This window comes from Acinetobacter bouvetii, from assembly GCF_902753875.1.
In the GTDB taxonomy this organism is placed as follows: Bacteria; Pseudomonadota; Gammaproteobacteria; order Pseudomonadales; family Moraxellaceae; genus Acinetobacter; species Acinetobacter bouvetii_A.
Genome location: NZ_CADDTS010000039.1, coordinates 21081 through 38378, shown reverse-complemented (window position 1 = coordinate 38378; position 17298 = coordinate 21081). Strand labels below are relative to the sequence as shown.

Genomic DNA, 17298 nt, shown 5'->3' with positions numbered 1-17298 from the left:
CTGTTATTTCTTCTTCCGTTTCAAACGACGTTTTGCCTGTTGTGCTGCAACTGCATCCAGAGCTTCCTTCAGCTCTTCATCACTAAAGGTAGTAATGTGCTGAAGCATTTGCAAGGTCACATCATCTAACACCAGATTGGCGTATTGGGCAACGTTCTGGAAGTTCTCATCAAACACAATCGCGTTATCTTCATTGTTACGAATATAACCTTGCTGAGTCAGCACTTTGATAAAACTTTGGAACAAGGATTTATCAAAGAACTCCGGCGAGTTAAATTCATACAGCACAGATAAACGCTGACCGACCAGATGACTGAGTTCTTCGACCTGACGGGTGGAGATATTGCCTGAACCACGCTGGGTGATTAAAGCCAGAGTCATGTAGTAACGTTCCAAACTCTGCATTACAGGGGCAGCAAGTACCACCAGCTGGTTATGATCTTCAGAATTAGGTGCCGGGGAAACCAGATTGCCTTCAATATCTTCAAAAATAAATTTGGCTTGAATCAAGGCTTCGACATAGGCACAGATTTGATCTTTGAGTTCCTCATCTTGCCATTTTAAGAACAATTCTGCTTTTAAGAATGGGTAGAGGGTGCGAATCACATTAATCAAATCGCCACGGCGGATTAAACCGTTGTGTTCCACCAGAGCTGCAATCAGGGATGGCAAGACAAAGGCATGCAGAATGTTGTTGCGAAAGTAGGTCAGCAACACCGCCTGATTGTCTTCAATCGCAATGATATCGCCTAATACATGCTTCACGCGTTTAATCAGTTTTAGTTTGAGGCCATAGGCAATAATTTCTTTGCCTGAAAGTGGCGTCACTTGAGTACGAGTATCATAAGGCAGGGCGGTAACCAGATTACGGTAAGCATCCAGCTGCTTGATGCAAATCTCTTCGTCTAGCGTATGTTTAGGCGTAGCCAGCAGAATTAGCGAAAGCAGTGATACCGGGTTAATCACCACCGCGCGGTTAATGTTTTCCAAAATCGCATGGGCAGAACTGTTGACAGCATCTGAAATTTCTTGCGGGATTGGATCATCATTTTTGGCAATTTTAATATTTTCTGCGCCATGTTTTTTCAACATGTCATCGAGGAAAACCGGCTCACCAAAGTTGACATGTACTTTACCGAAAATTTTCTCAATCTTGCGCAGGGTTTTTAAAATGCCCATGATGGATTCGGATTCTTTATCCTTACCGTTCATTTCACCGACATAAGTTGCACCTTCCATCAGGCGTTCATAACCCACATAAGTCGGGACAAAGACGATCGGTTTGGAACGGCCACGTAAATGTCCGTGAACCGTCATGGCCAGCATGCCGGTTTTAGGCGGTAGCAAACGTCCGGTTCGTGAGCGGCCACCTTCAATAAAGTATTCCAGTGGGGTATTACGGGAAAGAATGCTGAATAGGTATTCTTTAAACACGGTAGTGTACAAGCCATTGCCACGGAAGGTACGGCGAATAAAGAACGCACCGCCACCACGCAATAACTGACCGACAAAAGGCATGTTCAAGTTATCGCCGGCAGCAATGTACGGCACCATCATTCCGCGTTTGTAAATCACATACGACAGTAACAGGTAATCAATGTGACTGCGGTGACACGGGGTATAAATAATTTCGTAATCTTTGGCCAGTTCACGTACGGTACTGAAGTTATGTACTTCAACACCATCATAGAGCTGGGTCCATAAACGGGTCAGAGCCATGTCGGCAAAACGCACAGCCGAATGTGAATAGTCTGAGACAATCTCATTCAAATAACCAATGGCACGACGTTCAGCCTCAATCATGCTGATTTTGCTGCGAATGCTTTCACGGCGGATGGCATCCTGAACATCACTGGCTTTGATCAGTGAATGCATGACATTGCGGCGGTCTGAAAGATCAGGGCCGAGCACCACTTCACGTTGCCCATCCAGATAGTTATTTAAGGTATTGAGAATATAAGTCGCAGGCGACAGGTTCGGATGGGTCTTTTGTGCAAAATCGATCAGCGCACGCAAGGACTGTCCTTCATGGAATTCCAGATAAGATTGACGACCATGCAGACCAATATTAACCAGCTGTTTCACTGTACCCGGCGTTGCCCAAGTGTCGGTAAACAGGAGTTTTAACCAGGAATCTTCTTTATCAGGCGAACGACCCCACAGTACGGTCACCGGAATCAGTTCAATGTCGACTTGAGGATGATGTTCCAGAATGTCGATCAAACGCAATAAGCGCGGTGGAAACGCATGCGGAGGAGGATTGAGCAGGTTATTTTCATCATGATGCTGTAAAAACAGTACCGATGCTTTTTCCTTATGATCACCGACCACCAACGGGTTTAAAGCGGGTGACAGTTTCAGACGACGGGTTTCGCCATCGACAATCAGGGCATTACTGCGTGAATAATTCTGTAAAACATAGCACACCACTTTTTGCTGGATGAGCTGCGCTGTAGAGGAATTGATTTCTGTAGTCGGTTCAGTAGGAACCTCACCAAGAACATGCGGGGTTACCACCAGGTCAAGCAGCTTACTGGAAAGCTGGCGATAGATTTGACCAAAGCCACTCTTGGACATACATACTCCTACTTAAATGACCGAAACCACAGATTTTCTGAGGGGAAATAGTTTTGCATCATTGTAATTGAAAACAATATGTCATTTTCTGACAAAATGCATATTGATTGTTAAATTTTATCGTTAAAAATCGTATTTTTAGAAGACATTCAGTACAAATAAGGTGACAGACCAGTCAGCTTAACTCTAGGGATATAGTCGGGATTTGTGGCAGAATGGAATAAATAGCTTTGCTGATTGATTTAAAATTTTGCCTGTATTTTAGGTTTCTCCCATTAATAATAGGTCGCTTATGAATGCCTTAACTCAAGAACTGGTTGATTTACTTAGCCTTGAAAAAATTGAAGAAAATATTTACAGAGGTCAAAGCCGTAATCTGGTCGGTAAGCGGGTCTTTGGTGGGCAGGTATTGGGGCAGGCCTTACGTGCGGCATCCTATACGGCTGATCGACCTGCACATTCACTGCATGCCTACTTTTTATATGGTGGTGATGTCAATGCACCGATCATTTATGAAGTGGATCGTCTGCGTGATGGCAAGAGCTTTGTCAGTCGTCAGGTGCGTGCCATTCAGCATGGGCGGACGATTTTTACCGCCATGATATCCTTTGCCAGTCCTGAAGAAGGTTTGAATTATCAAATTTCGGAGCCGGAATATCCTGCGGTTGAAAATTTAAAAAATGAAGCTGAGTTAAAAGCACAACTGGTTGAATTTGTACCGGAGAATGTGCGTGCAAGTTTTATGCGCGACCGTCATGTGGAAATTCGCCCGGTGACGCCAATGAATCCGTTTCAGCCTCAACCTGAAGCACCGTCTTATGCACATTACATTCGCACTCATGACCGAATTACAGCAGAGGTCGACGAGATTTCCTTGCATCAGGCTATTGCTGCGTTCTATTCAGACTTTACTTTAATGACCACGGCCTTACGTCCACATGGTTTAAGTTATATTTCCCCAAGTTTGCAATGTGCCAGTATTGACCATGCCATGTATTTCCATAAGCCATTCCGTGTTGATGAATGGATGCTTTATGATATGGAAGCGACTATTAGTGCCAGTTCACGTGGATTGAATTTCGGTCGTATGTGGCAAAATGGTGAGTTGGTTTGCAGTACCACTCAGGAAGGTTTGATTCGCTTGCGTGAAATCGAAACCCAATAAACATTCAGAATTGATAAAAAAACCGGACAAGTGATCCGGTTTTTTTGTGCTGTTGTATGGGTTTATGAGCAATGCGGGATGTCATCGGAGACATCTTTATGGCAGCCATGACCTGAATGCGCAAAGGCTGTGCTAGTACTCAATATTAGTGCGATGATAAGCATGATTTTTTTCATAGTTGTGCTCTTGTAATTATTGAATAGGATAGGCTCTGTTGATGAAAAGTGAACGGCCTATTACCTCAAATTATCAACAGATTCTAACTGAATTAAAAGCAGATTTTATGCCATCTGCGGCTTTAGGTATTGCTTATTCTGATAAAGGGTAAAATATGCTTTTGTCTTATTTATGCTGAACTTGTGACAAAAAATTGCTCGATTCTCAAAATCTGCCATGGCATAGTGCCTGACAGGACTTAATGATAAAAAGCATGTCGTGATGAGCTTAAATACACAAATATTGATTGCTGCCATTTTAGGCGTGGCCTTCGGGTTTCTGTTAAATCTGTTTCCCCATACAGCATTCTTTGATTTCAGTCTGTATGGTTTGGGACTGGCCAGCAGTATTTTTATTGGCTTGTTGAAAATGCTCTTGATCCCGCTGATTTTCAGTTCAATTGTGGTCGGGGTGTCGAACTTGCAAGCGGGTGGACAACTGGGTCGGGTCTGGAAAATTACCCTGCTGTGCTGTGTCACCACCACGACTTTAGCGTTGATCTTGGGTATTGGCTGTGCGCATCTGTTTGATGTCGGTAAGGGCGTGGATATCGTGATGTTTCAGGATGCCATGAACAGCCATCAAACCCCGGATACCTTGACGCCATCGTCCTTTTTTAGCAACTTTATCCAAAATACCCTGATCAATCCCTTTAAAGCCTTTGCCGAAGGCAATGTGCTGGCGGTGGTGGTGTTTGCCTTGTTGATTGGTGTGGCGCTGGTCAAAGGTGGAGAGAATTTCCGTAGTGTGCGTAAATTAAGCCTGCAATTTTTTGACATCATGATGATGATGATCGGCTGGGTGATGAAGCTGGCACCAATCGGTATTTTTGCATTACTGGTCAAACTGATTTCAACCGAAGATATTTCAGTCTTAAGCCGTTTGGCCGAGTTTGCCGCCGTGGTGACAGGCACCACGATTTTTCATGGCGCGGTGGTATTGCCTCTGCTGCTGTGGATTTTTGGCAAGATGAGTCCGATCACCTTCTTTAGAGGTACCCGCGCGGCTTTAATCACAGCCTTTGCCACCAGTTCCAGTTCAGCTACCATGCCTTTATCGATGAAATGTGCGCAGGAAAATTTAAAGGTCCGTCCACAAACTGCGGGCTTTGTTATTCCTTTGGGCACTCAGTTGAATATGGATGGAACGGCACTGTATGAAGCGGCGGCGGCACTGTTTATTGCCAACCTGATGGGGCTGGATTTGAGTCTGGGGCAGCAGTTGATTGTTTGTGCCACCGCGATGATTGCCTCACTCGGTGCACCCGGCATTCCAAGTGCCGGCATGGTGACCATGATTATGGTGCTGCAATCGGTTGGTCTACCGGCGGAAGCCATTGCGATCTTGCTGCCGATCGACCGCTTGCTGGATACAGTGCGCACCGTGGTTAATGTTCAGGGTGACATGATGATTAGCGTAGTGGTGGATCGTTATTCACGTGAGCCGCAAGTCGATTAATCCATTTCCCAGCTGGGATTAAACACCAGTTCCCAGACATGACCATCCAGGTCTTGAAAATAACCTGCATAAGCGCCGTAAAAGGTCGATTGTGCAGGTTTAATAATTTTGGCACCGGCATGTTTGGCCTGAGCCAAGACTTGATCCACTTCCAGTGGGCTATAGACATTATGTCCCAAGGTCATCTGGGTTGGACACATCTCGCTAGGCTCCAGTCCGGTATCATGTTGAATGCTGTTTTGGGGCCATAAGGCCAGTTTCAGTCCGGCTTGTAGTTCAATAAACGCCACAGCGCCATATTCAAATTCCTGACCAATAATTCCTTCACTGGCAAAGCCCAAACCTTCGTGATAAAAATGCAGGAAAGCCTCCAAGTCACGCACGCCAAGCGTAATGACTGAAATCCGTGCTTGCATACGGTTATCCTTATTGTTGTTTTCATATCCTTTTATCTTAGAACAAATGCAAGGTAGGGCTTAAAGCCCTACTGTGGTGAAATTGTATATGGGGGAAGGAGAGTCCCGAAGCCTTTAAGCCACTTTGAGAACAGCACGCTTGGCTGCCGGTGAGTGATTGAGATAGGCAATAGCATCTTCCGTTTTGGCTTCATGCAAAGGGTCATACCACGGCATCAGATAGGCCAACTGCTGTGACACCAGCCAAAATGGACTGGGCATCAAGTTATTGTCGCGCTGGGCAATCGTATACCATTCGCGCCAAATCCACGGTTTGTAAACCGCTGGGCGAATAGATTGAAAACGCGGGTCCTGCTTGAGCAGATGCGCGGTTCCATCGACCCATAAACCAATCACTGCTACAATCACAATCAGGCTTAAATAATAACGGGCAATATAACCACCGCCTAAATGACGATATAAATCAAATGCCACGGTACGATGTTCAATTTCTTCTGCGCCATGCCATTTAATCAAATCCAGCATCGAAGGGTCAGCGCCCAGTTTTTCCCATTCCTGATTATAGAGCGCGTATTTGCCCAGTACGCAAGTCATGTGTTCTACGGTCGCGATAATGCCCAAGCGGAACAGGTCCCATTGATGATCAAGCCGTTTAGGGATTTTAAAACCCAAGGACTGATCTGCCAGTAATTTGTTGAACAGGAAATTCATGACATCCAGATTGCGCTGAATATCAATGTTGCGCACAGTTAAATATTCTTTATTGGCAGAATTATGCGCCTGAGCATGCATCGCTTCCTGACGCACAAAAGCCTGTACATCCTGTCTCAGTTTTTCATCCCGAATTTGCGGCAGAACCTTGTTGTATAAACGGCAGAACCAGAATTCACCGGCCGGCAAAATCATATTAATTTCATTGATGAAATAGCTGACATAGGGCTGATTGGGAATCCAGTCGACCGGGGTGTCCTGCCATTCAAATTTCACCTTGCGCGGCTGTATGTGATAAGCAATCGATGAGGCGATTTTGGAGTTTTTTAAACGGGAGAGAAGTTTCATCATACTGTCCTTTTTGTTCTGATTTATGGCGCGAGCGGCATTCAGGTTCAGTATGAAAAAAATGTCCTGCATTGTGTTTAGCAATACAGGACACGGAAATATCAATTGATGATGATTTTGGTCGGACAATCTGGATCAATCAGCCCCGATTAATCGGCTTGTCGGCTCTCATCGGTTGCATCTTCAGCGATTTCGGTCTCACACTCATCTTCTATGGCATCTAAAGATTCGAGGGGTTCGTCCAGATCATCTGCACTAGCTTCAGGAATGCTATCCAGGTCAAACTCAGTTGATTGTTCAAGGGTAAAGTTCAAACGACCCGCCATGACGCTGGCCAATTCTTCCAAACCTTGCTTGTTGAGTGATGAAAACAATTGAATAGAGAATTGCAGTTTCATCTTTTTCAATTGCGCTTTGACTTCTTGCAGCGCTTTGGAAGCAGGACCGCGGTTTAATTTGTCTGATTTGGTTAATAACACATGCACAAACAGCTTACGTGAATAGGCCCATTCCAGCATCATGATGTCAAAGTGTTGCAGTGGATGGCGAATATCCATCAGCAGTACTAAACCTTGTAAGCTCTCACGATGAATCAGGTAATTTTCCAGTTCTTTTTGCCACACGATTTTCATTGCTTCAGGCACGGCCGCATAGCCATAACCGGGTAAATCGACCAGACGCTGGTCCGGATTGCCCAGGCTAAAGAAGTTGATCATTTGCGTGCGTCCCGGCTTTTTAGAAGCGCGGGCCAACTGCTTTTGATTGGTCAAGGCATTGATAGCACTGGATTTCCCGGCATTGGAACGACCGGCAAATGCAATTTCATAGCCGGTGTCTTCTACACATAGATTGAGCTTGGGCGCACTCATTAAGAATTCAGCTTTACGCAGCCAGTTCAACGCGCGAACAGAGTACTCAGTAATGGCAGGATCCACTTTTTTCTCATAGCTGATCTTTTGCTTGGGCGCGTGGGCTGTCTTACTGTTTTTGGATTTTCCTCTGTGCTGATGCATAACTCAACTTCAATAAATGATCTACAAGCGAACATTATAAAGGAAGTCGTTGAGGCAAGCGAATTTTGCAGTCGAAAGAGCTGGAATTAAAAATGCAGTATTCAAGATGAGGTGTTAAAGATTGATCATCTGGATGGGCGACTGGGTGGTGTATTTGGCCGCCGGTGCGTTATTTAACACTTGTCCCAAGCTGTATTGGTCCAAACTCAGATAAAATTGTTCCAGAGCCTGATCTAAAATGCCTTTGAGTCCACATTTGGAACGCAGTACGCAGGGTGGGGTATTGCATTCGACAATCTGGTTTTCACCTTGCAGGATGCGCACGATCTGACCCAGATTCAGTTCCAGCGCTTGCGGATTGAGCCGGATACCTCCGCCTTTGCCACGGGTGGTAATCAGCCAGTCCTGTTTACCCATAAAGTGCACAATTTTCACTAAATGGTTTTGAGAAACATGCAGGTCCTGAGCAATTTCTGCAATGGTATAAGGCATATCTCGCGGCTGGGCGATATACATTAAAATGCGCAGGGCGTAGTCAGTAAATTTATTCAGTTGCATGATAATACTGATGTTTTTGAGTAAAAATTAGGGCTAGTCTAGCATAACCAGACTAACCCTCTCTTTATTTTATGCTGACGCTGCAGGTTAGTGCTTGACGCCACCTGTGCCAAACGCTTCACTGTGAATATTTTCAGCAGGAATACCGCGAGCAACCAGCGCCTTTTGCTGTTCAGCCATAAATGGCATTGGACCACACAGGTAGTAGTCAGCATTGACTGGTAACAATGCACTATCGAGGCTGCTTAAGTCCAGACGACCGGCAACATCATAATCCTCACCTAATTTGTCGCCTGCATGTGGGAACTCATAAGCGGTAAATGTGCTAAGGCGCGGATATTTTGCTTTTAAATCCTGAATGTGCTGATGCATCGCATGCACTTGTTTGCTACGACAAGCATGGATGAATGTCACAGGTTGAGGCATGTCCTGAGTCACCAGCTGATTCAGCATGGCAATCATTGGAGTTAAGCCTACACCACCACTGATGAACACATTACGCTTATTTGAATCAATCAGGTAGAAATTACCAGTTGGTGCAGAAACTTCAATTTCAGAACCTTCTGGCAGACTATGTAGTGTATTAGACACCCAGCCTGGTACGAAATCACCTTTTTGATCTTCACGTTTTACCGAGATGCGTAAGTAATCCGCTTGTGGGCTGGTTGAAAGCGTATATTGGCGAGGCTGTTTCAAGCCAAGTTCTTCGACGAAAACACGCACTGAAATATATTGACCAGCTTCGTATTTCGGCAATGCACCGCCATCTGCAGGTTGAAGATAGAACGAGGTGATTTCACTGCTTTCCTGCACTTTTTTGGCAATTTTAAAATTGCGCCAGCCTAACCAGCTACCCTTGGTTTGTTGATGCTGATCGTAAATGGCTTTTTCAGTGCTGATGAACAGGTCTGCCAATTGACCATAAGCTGCTGCCCAAGCGCCAATTAGCGGATCGTCCATTGAAATGCTTAGCACTTCACTGATGGAATGTAACAGGTTTTCACCGACGATATTATAGTCAGGTGCCTGAATGTTCAGACTAACGTGTTTGTGCGCGATTAACTCAACTACAGGTAATAGCACAGAAGGATCTTCAATGTTTTCAGCATAAGCCAGCACGGCACCTGCCAAGGCTTGCGCCTGTGCACCACTGCGCTGGTGCCCCATATTAAACGTTTCTTTTAGATCTGGATTATTGCCCAGCATGCGGTTATAAAAATAACCAGTCAGGGCTACGCCATTTTCACGGAGTACAGGAACTGTTGCTTTTACTAGGTCAATTTGCTGCGGAGTCATGTTTGATCTCTCATGGCGGTTATTTATAAGATGTATTTAAAATACATCTTATAAAGTGCTTTGACAATAGGATGAATTTAAAAACCATAAAAAAATTATGGGATATAAGAATATCCCATAATTTTTTACTTATTAATCAGATTATTGAATTATCGTTTACCAAATAGCGAACCCAGTAAACCACGCACGATTTTCTGCCCAGTGCTGCCACCCAAACTGCGGGCAGCGCTTTTGGCGAATGTGCCGACAATGTCCTGTGTGAATTTTTCACGTTGTTTGGCTGCACGTTCAGCTTCTTTTTCTTGCTCGCGTGCAATGCGTTCTTGTTCACGTGCCTGCTGCTTAGCTTGTGTCTCGGCTTCTTTGGCTTGCTGTTTGGCTAAGGCTTCCTGTTCTTTGGCTTGCAATTTCGCCTGCTCATCGGCGACGGCCTGTTGCTGACGTTGTTCGACTTTCTGTTGCAACATTTCAAATGCACTTTCACGATCCAGGCTCTGTTCATAGATTCCTGCAACCATGCTTTGGCTCATCAGGACTTTGCGTTCTTCAGCCGCAATCGGGCTAAAGGCAGAGTAGGGCGGCATCACCCAGCCACGTTCCACCATTTGCGGTGTACCTTGCTCATCCAGACAACTGATCAGGGCTTCACCCACGCCTAGTTCAGTAATGGCCTGATCGACATTGAATTCAGGATTGGCACGGAAGGTATCTGCGGCAGTTTTGACTGCTTTCTGGTCTTTCGGGGTGAAGGCGCGCAAGGCATGTTGCACCCGGTTGCCCAATTGTCCCAAAACACTTTCCGGCAGATCCAGCGGGTTTTGGGTGACAAAATAAATACCCACGCCTTTGGAGCGGATCAGGCGTACCACCTGTTCAATTTTTTCTTGTAGTGCGGGACTGGCATTATCAAACAGTAAATGTGCTTCATCGAAAAAGAACACCAGTTTCGGCTTGTCCATATCGCCCACTTCTGGCAGCTGTTCAAATAACTCGGACAGCATCCACAACAGGAAGGTGGCATAGAGTTTGGGGGTATTCATCAGCTTGTCAGCCGCCAGTAGGTTGATGATGCCGCGGCCCTGACTATCAGTCTGAATGAAATCCAGAATATTTAAACTTGGCTCACCAAAGAATTGATCACCGCCCTGATCAGCAAGTGCCAGTAAATTGCGTTGAATGGACCCTAAGCTGGCTGGAGAAAGATTGCCATATTCCGCTTTAAACTCGGCGGCATGCTCGCTGACATAACTCAGCATGGCTTTGAGATCTTTAAAGTCAATCAGCAATAAGCCCTGATCATCGGCAATGCGAAAGACGGCTGAAAGTACACCTTCCTGCGTATCATTCAGATTCAGCATTTGCGCCAGTAATAACGGCCCAATTTCAGAGATAGTGGTGCGAATAGGATGGCCTTGCTGACCGAACAGATCCCAAAACACCACCGGTGAAGCCGTAAAAGGAACCGATTCCACATTCAGCACTTTTAGTCGTTCTTCAAACTTGGGGGTGCTTTCACCGGCTTTGGCTAAGCTGGACACATCACCTTTGGCATCGGCGAGAAAGACAGGTACACCAATACGGGAAAAACTTTCGGCCAATACCTTTAAGGTCACAGTTTTACCGGTTCCTGTTGCCCCGGCAATCAAGCCATGACGGTTGGCAAACTGGGAATGTAAAACAATATCTTGCTGTGTATTGGTGGTTTTCTTGGCAATAACGATTGGTGTACCCATATATTTTCCTGTCTCTTTCTTATTGAACTATTCGAGTTTTTGCGTATTCAATTGTTTTAGCGCATTTTCTATATCTTGTATCAAATCTGCAGGATGTTCTAGTCCTATACAAAAACGAACCAGCAAACCTTGTTGTAAATGTGTATGTGCCAACACCCGCATATCGCTCAGGTTATATAGCATGACCAGACTGACCGGACCACCCCAGCTAAAGCCCAGTTTAAACAGTTGCAGTGCATCGCAGAAAGCCCGGATATCTTTTAGCGTATATTCAGGTTTAAAGATTACACTGACCAAGCCGGCACTTTGCCCATCGCTACAAATTTCTTTCCAGTATTCATGTCCAGCTGAAGCCTCATCGGCAGGGTGCAAGACCTGAACAAACTCCGGTTGTTGTTTGAGCCAATCTAATAGTGTTAAGCAGCTTTGAGATTGATGCTGATAGCGAAGTTGCATCGATGCCAGACTGCGTTGTACCTGAGCGACATCATCACCGGACACGCTAATGCCTTGGATGGCATGGGCACGAAACAGTTGGTGATGCAGCTTCTTATCACGGGTTACGACTGAGCCCATCAGAATATCTCCGCCACCACTTGGATACTTAGTCAGGGCATGCACGCTTATATCCACACTTAAATGTTCGTCGCCAAAATCGAAGGCGTTAAATGCTAGTCCCGCGCCCCAGGTATTGTCCAAAGCGGTAAGAATGTTGTGCGCTTGAGCTTTTTTCACCAGACCAGTCAAATCTGGAAATTCTAAAGTGACTGAACCTGCTGCTTCCAACCACAGCAGCTTGGCTTTCTCTGTGGGCTGGAATGTAGCTACGTCAATCGGGTTATACACTTGAACCCGAATGCCATAACGCGTTTCCAGATTGCGCAGATGTTCCATGTTTGGCCCATAGATATTATCTGCCACCCAGACTTCATCCCCCTGACTTAAGAAACAGGAATTGACCAAGTTAATCGCTGATAAACCACTAGGGGCAAGCAAAGAATAAGTCCCACCTTCAATCTGGGCAATGTTATCGCCTAAAGTGAATGTTGTGGGTGTGCCATGGGTGCCATAACTATAGTCATAGTCATCAGTCCAGTGGCGATTAAATAGTGCATCAGTGTTGTCAAAAATGATGGTCGATGCACGAAACAGGGGAGGTTGAACGGTAGAAATATATTGCGGGGCTTTTCGTGGTGCATGAATCAGCGCGGTTTGTGGATTCTTTTTCAAGATGCAGCTCTAAGTTGTATCAAAATTGCTCTTAGCTTAAGAGAATCACAACAATTAGGCTATATAAATGCTGAAATGTATAGAAACGTTAATTTGCACATAAAGTTGGCTTCATTCTTGCTAAACCTATAACAGAGCTAAAACAATAGGCGGAGGCGCATGAAGTCGCATTTAAAAGTACATTATTTTCAGCATATTGCTGGTGAAGGGTTCGGCAGTTGTTATCAATTTTTAAAACAACACCACGCTAAAATTAGTGCAACGGAATTTTTTGCTTTACCTGTGGATCGGCCACTCGACATAGAGGCTTTGCCTCAAGTGGAAGATGTAGATTTGCTTATCATTATGGGTGGGGTGATGAGCGTGAATGATGAAGCTAATTATCCCTGGTTAAAAATTGAAAAACGCTGGATTAGACGTTACTTATCCATGGGCAAACCTGCGATTGGTTTATGCCTGGGTGGGCAGTTAATTGCCAATGCCTTGGGAGCAGCGGTCAGACGTAATGAACAGCAAGAATTAGGTTGGACAGAAGTGTGTAAGGTCAACCGTGTGCCGGAAGAGTGTTTTGAATTGCCAGAACAGTTTAAGGTCATGCAATGGCATAGTGAAACCTTTGAAATCCCTAAAGGGGCAATTCATCTGGCAGAAAATGAGGTTTGCCGTAATCAGATGTATCAAATTGGAAAAAATGTCTTGGGATTTCAATTTCATCCAGAAATTACACCAGAGGTATTACAGTTGTTTTTGGAAAATGATGAAGAGTTGGATCACTTTTCAGGAGCATATGTACAAACAGAACGACAGTTAAAAAGCTCAAATAAAAGTAACTTTATTCAAGGAAATCAGATACTAAACCAAGCAATAGAGTACGTTTTGCAAAAAACTTCAACTTGATTAAATTATAAGCAGTTGATCTTTCGAATAATTTGAAAAATAGGACAAAATAAGGAAAATGGATTTGCTTATGCATTAAACAATGGATATAATGAGCGACCCTTTGATGAAAGGGGGTTGGCTACGAATAAAGTAGTTAACATCGTGACAGTCGCGGCATCGATCGTGACCTTAGTGATAATTCACTGCTCTTGACACTTGCCTCTATAAAGTGGGGTGAGATGCGTCAAGGGTGATTCTTTATATATTTGGCTTGGAGTTAACTGGTATGTCTAACCAGAGAATTCGTATCCGTCTTAAGTCTTTTGATCATCGTTTAATTGATCAATCTGCTCAAGAGATCGTAGAAACAGCAAAACGTACTGGCGCACAAGTTTGTGGTCCAATTCCGATGCCTACTCGCATCGAACGTTTCAACGTTTTAACATCACCACACGTTAACAAAGATGCGCGTGACCAATACGAGATCCGCACTTACAAACGTTTGATCGACATCGTTCAACCTACAGATAAAACTGTTGATGCGTTGATGAAGTTAGATCTTGCAGCTGGTGTTGATGTTCAGATCGCATTGGGTTAAGGCTTTCGGTTAATTAACGCTCTAAGTTAATTAGGCCGCTTTTTTAGAGGTTTATGCACATGGCTATTGGTTTAGTCGGTCGCAAGTGCGGTATGACCCGTATCTTTACAGATGCTGGTGTTTCTGTACCTGTAACAGTGATTGAGGTTGATCCTAACCGCATCACTCAAATCAAAACGCTTGAAACTGATGGTTATCAAGCGATTCAAATCACTACTGGTGAACGTCGCGAATCTCGCGTAACTAACGCTCAAAAAGGTCACTTCGCTAAAGCGGGTGTTGCTGCTGGTCGTTTGGTTAAAGAATTCCGCGTTGCAGAAGCTGAGCTTGAAGGTCGTGAAGTTGGCGGAACTATCGGTGTTGATTTGTTCACAGTAGGTCAAATTGTTGACGTAACTGGTCAATCAAAAGGTAAAGGTTTCCAAGGTGGTGTTAAGCGTTGGAACTTCCGTACGCAAGATGCGACTCATGGTAACTCTGTATCTCACCGTGTTTTAGGTTCTACAGGTCAAAACCAAACTCCTGGTCGCGTGTTCAAAGGCAAGAAAATGGCTGGTCACTTAGGTGATGAACGCGTAACAGTACAAGGTCTTGAAGTTGTATCTATTGACGCAGAACGTTCAGTTCTTGTTGTTAAAGGTGCGATTCCTGGTGCTACTGGTGGCGACGTTATCGTTCGTCCTACGATCAAGGCCTGAGGGGAAATAACGTGAATTTAAATACTGTTTCCGGCTCTGCTGTTGAGTTGTCTGAAGTTGCTTTCGGACGTGAGTTTAACGAAGCTCTTGTACACCAAGTTGTTACAGCTTATTTGGCTGGTGGTCGTCAAGGTTCTAAAGCTCAAAAATCACGTGCTGACGTATCTGGCGGTGGTAAAAAACCATTCCGTCAAAAAGGTACTGGTCGCGCTCGTGCGGGTTCTATTCGTAGCCCTATCTGGGTTGGTGGTGGTAAAACTTTTGCTGCACGCCCACAAGATTGGTCTCAAAAAGTTAACCGCAAAATGTACCGCGGTGCAATGCAATGTATCTTAGCTGAACTTGTTCGCCAAGATCGTCTTGTATTAGTTGAAGAGTTTGCTGTTGCTGCTCCAAAAACTAAAGAATTGCTTGCAAAACTTAACGACTTAAATGCTGTTCGCGCATTGATCGTTACTGATGCTGTAGATGAGAATCTATATCTTGCAGCTCGCAACCTTCCACACGTTGATGTGGTAGATGCTGCTGCGATTGATCCTGTAAGCTTGATCGCGTTCGATAAAGTTGTTATGTCTGTTGCTGCTGCTAAGAAAATTGAGGTAGAACTCGGATGAACAACGAACGTATCTATCAAGTCCTACAAGGACCTGTATTCTCAGAAAAAGCACAAGTTTTAGGTGAGACTGCTGGTGTTCAAGTATTTAAAGTTGCACTTGATGCAAACAAACTTGAAATCAAAAAAGCAGTTGAACAACTCTTTGGTGTTCAAGTTGTTAAAATTAACACTACGATCACTAAAGGTAAGACTAAACGCTTTGGTAAAACATTAGGACGTCGTTCTGATGTTAAAAAAGCATACGTCACCCTGAAAGCTGGCCAAGATGTTGAAATGGCTGACTTGGGCGATACCGCTGAAAGCGCAGCGGAATAAGGACGAGAATTATGCCTATTCAAAAATGTAAGCCAACGTCACCAGGACGTCGCTTTGTAGAGAAAGTCGTTCACGACCATCTTCACAAAGGCGCACCTTATGCTCCGTTGGTTGAAGCTAAAAAACGTACTGGCGGTCGTAACAACAACGGTCACATTACGACTCGTCACGTTGGTGGTGGTCATAAACAACACTACCGTATCGTTGACTTCAAACGTAACAAAGATGGCATTCCTGCTGTTGTAGAGCGTATTGAATACGATCCTAACCGTACATCGCATATTGCTTTATTGAAATATGCAGACGGTGAACGTCGTTACATCATTGCGCCTAAAGGTTTACGTGCTGGCGATAAAGTACAATCTGGTAACGATGCTCCAATCCGTCCAGGTAACTGCTTGCCACTTCGTAACATGCCTATCGGTTCTACTCTTCACAACATCGAGCTTAAAATCGGTAAAGGCGCGCAATTAATGCGTTCTGCTGGTACATCTGCTCAATTGTTGGGTCGTGACGGTTCTTACGCAATTATTCGTCTACGTTCAGGCGAAATGCGTAAAGTACACGTTGAATGTCGCGCTGTGTTAGGTGAAGTATCTAACTCAGAAAGCAACCTTCGTTCACTTGGTAAAGCAGGTGCATCACGCTGGCGTGGTGTTCGTCCTACCGTTCGTGGTATGGCGATGAACCCGGTTGACCATCCACACGGTGGTGGTGAAGGGCGTAACAAAGGTATTCAACCTGTAAGCCCATGGGGTCAAAAAGCTAAAGGGTACAAGACACGTACCAATAAGCGTACGACTAAGATGATCATTCGCGACCGTCGCGTTAAGTAACAAGTAAAGGAATCTGACAATGCCTCGTTCTCTGAAAAAAGGCCCATTCGTCGATGCGCACTTGTTCGCTAAGGTTGAAGCGGCTGTAGCGAGTAACTCTCGCAAGCCGATCAAAACTTGGTCGCGTCGTTCGATGATCCTCCCAGATTTTGTTGGTTTAACAATTTCTGTTCACAATGGTCGTAACCATGTTCCAGTGATCGTATCTGAGCATATGGTTGGTCATAAACTCGGTGAATTCGCGCCAACTCGTACCTATCGTGGTCACGGTGTTGACAAGAAATCTAAACGTTAAGGTGCTATGATGGAAGTTACTGCTAAATTACGCGGTGCCGCTATCTCGGCACAAAAAGCTCGTTTGGTTGCAGATCTAATCCGTGGCAAATCTGTTGCTCACGCTTTAAATGTCTTGAACTTCAGCAACAAAAAAGCTGCAGTTTTAGTGAAAAAAGCGTTGGAATCTGCAATTGCAAACGCTGAACATAATAACAGTTTAGATGTAGACGACCTTAAAGTATCTACGATTTACGTTGATGAAGGCATCAGCCTTAAACGTATTATGCCACGTGCGAAAGGCCGTGCAGATCGTATTACTAAGCGTACTTGTCACATCACCGTTAAGGTAGGGGTTTGAT

The 17298-nt window shown here is 44.7% G+C and carries 18 protein-coding genes; 10 read left to right on the top strand and 8 right to left on the bottom strand.

Annotated features, from left to right (window positions below; genetic code table 11):
• Nucleotides 1–3: 3 nt before the first annotated feature.
• A complete protein-coding gene (gene plsB / locus FB6_RS11550; protein ID WP_174560130.1) occupies nt 4–2577 on the bottom strand; it encodes a glycerol-3-phosphate 1-O-acyltransferase PlsB in 2574 nt (857 codons plus the stop codon).
• Between the two features lie 292 nt (nt 2578–2869).
• On the opposite strand from plsB, the gene FB6_RS11545 reads away from it, so the two are divergent.
• Together FB6_RS11545 and FB6_RS11540 are read left to right on the top strand one after the other, a co-directional pair.
• Nucleotides 2870–3742 (top strand): acyl-CoA thioesterase, encoded by an 873-nt coding sequence (locus FB6_RS11545; RefSeq protein WP_174560129.1) that lies wholly within the window; start codon nt 2870–2872, stop codon nt 3740–3742.
• 438 nt (nt 3743–4180) lie between these two features.
• On the top strand, nt 4181–5416 hold the full coding sequence (locus FB6_RS11540) for a dicarboxylate/amino acid:cation symporter (RefSeq protein ID WP_174560128.1): 1236 nt from the start codon (nt 4181–4183) through the stop codon (nt 5414–5416).
• Here FB6_RS11540 and FB6_RS11535 read toward each other — a convergent pair.
• The 7 genes from FB6_RS11535 to FB6_RS11505 all read right to left on the bottom strand — a co-directional run bounded on the left by FB6_RS11535 (nt 5413) and on the right by FB6_RS11505 (nt 12721).
• Complete coding sequence (locus tag FB6_RS11535; protein ID WP_174560127.1) at nt 5413–5832, bottom strand: VOC family protein; 420 nt, start codon at nt 5830–5832, stop codon at nt 5413–5415. The two genes, FB6_RS11540 and FB6_RS11535, sit on opposite strands and share 4 nt — an antisense overlap.
• A 114-nt stretch (nt 5833–5946) precedes the next feature.
• Nucleotides 5947–6891, bottom strand: a complete 945-nt coding sequence (locus FB6_RS11530; protein WP_174560126.1) for a metal-dependent hydrolase — start codon at nt 6889–6891, stop codon at nt 5947–5949.
• Between the two features lie 149 nt (nt 6892–7040).
• Nucleotides 7041–7904, bottom strand: coding sequence for a ribosome biogenesis GTP-binding protein YihA/YsxC (yihA, locus tag FB6_RS11525; RefSeq protein WP_174560125.1), 864 nt, complete (start codon nt 7902–7904; stop codon nt 7041–7043).
• Between the two features lie 114 nt (nt 7905–8018).
• Nucleotides 8019–8462 (bottom strand): RrF2 family transcriptional regulator, encoded by a 444-nt coding sequence (locus tag FB6_RS11520; RefSeq protein ID WP_174560124.1) that lies wholly within the window; start codon nt 8460–8462, stop codon nt 8019–8021.
• An 87-nt stretch (nt 8463–8549) separates the two neighbouring features.
• A complete protein-coding gene (hmpA, locus tag FB6_RS11515) occupies nt 8550–9758 on the bottom strand; it encodes an NO-inducible flavohemoprotein (protein ID WP_174560123.1) in 1209 nt (402 codons plus the stop codon).
• Between the two features lie 149 nt (nt 9759–9907).
• The gene (locus tag FB6_RS11510; protein ID WP_174560122.1) at nt 9908–11491 is read right to left on the bottom strand and encodes a helicase HerA-like domain-containing protein; all 1584 of its coding nucleotides are present in this window, start codon (nt 11489–11491) and stop codon (nt 9908–9910) included.
• A gap of 27 nt (nt 11492–11518) precedes the next feature.
• Entirely contained in the window at nt 11519–12721 is a 1203-nt protein-coding gene (locus tag FB6_RS11505) for a PLP-dependent transferase (RefSeq protein WP_174560121.1), read from the bottom strand.
• A gap of 159 nt (nt 12722–12880) precedes the next feature.
• On the opposite strand from FB6_RS11505, the gene FB6_RS11500 reads away from it, so the two are divergent.
• From FB6_RS11500 to rplV, 8 genes are all read left to right on the top strand, one after another.
• Nucleotides 12881–13618 (top strand): type 1 glutamine amidotransferase, encoded by a 738-nt coding sequence (locus FB6_RS11500; protein WP_174560120.1) that lies wholly within the window; start codon nt 12881–12883, stop codon nt 13616–13618.
• 268 nt (nt 13619–13886) lie between these two features.
• The gene (rpsJ, locus tag FB6_RS11495; protein WP_000070912.1) at nt 13887–14198 is read left to right on the top strand and encodes a 30S ribosomal protein S10; all 312 of its coding nucleotides are present in this window, start codon (nt 13887–13889) and stop codon (nt 14196–14198) included.
• Between the two features lie 59 nt (nt 14199–14257).
• Entirely contained in the window at nt 14258–14896 is a 639-nt protein-coding gene (gene rplC / locus FB6_RS11490) for a 50S ribosomal protein L3 (protein WP_174560119.1), read from the top strand.
• Nucleotides 14897–14907: 11 nt separating this feature from the next.
• The gene (gene rplD, locus FB6_RS11485) at nt 14908–15510 is read left to right on the top strand and encodes a 50S ribosomal protein L4 (protein WP_174560118.1); all 603 of its coding nucleotides are present in this window, start codon (nt 14908–14910) and stop codon (nt 15508–15510) included.
• Nucleotides 15507–15827 (top strand): 50S ribosomal protein L23, encoded by a 321-nt coding sequence (rplW, locus tag FB6_RS11480; RefSeq protein ID WP_174560117.1) that lies wholly within the window; start codon nt 15507–15509, stop codon nt 15825–15827. The genes rplD and rplW overlap by 4 nt, the downstream gene beginning before the upstream one ends.
• A gap of 11 nt (nt 15828–15838) precedes the next feature.
• Entirely contained in the window at nt 15839–16663 is an 825-nt protein-coding gene (gene rplB / locus FB6_RS11475; protein ID WP_174560116.1) for a 50S ribosomal protein L2, read from the top strand.
• A 19-nt stretch (nt 16664–16682) separates the two neighbouring features.
• Nucleotides 16683–16958 carry a 30S ribosomal protein S19 gene (gene rpsS, locus FB6_RS11470; protein ID WP_004869548.1) on the top strand — a complete coding sequence of 92 codons (276 nt, stop codon included), beginning with the start codon at nt 16683–16685 and terminating at the stop codon, nt 16956–16958.
• A gap of 9 nt (nt 16959–16967) precedes the next feature.
• On the top strand, nt 16968–17297 hold the full coding sequence (gene rplV, locus FB6_RS11465; protein WP_174560115.1) for a 50S ribosomal protein L22: 330 nt from the start codon (nt 16968–16970) through the stop codon (nt 17295–17297).
• The last annotated feature ends 1 nt before the right edge of the window (nt 17298 follow it).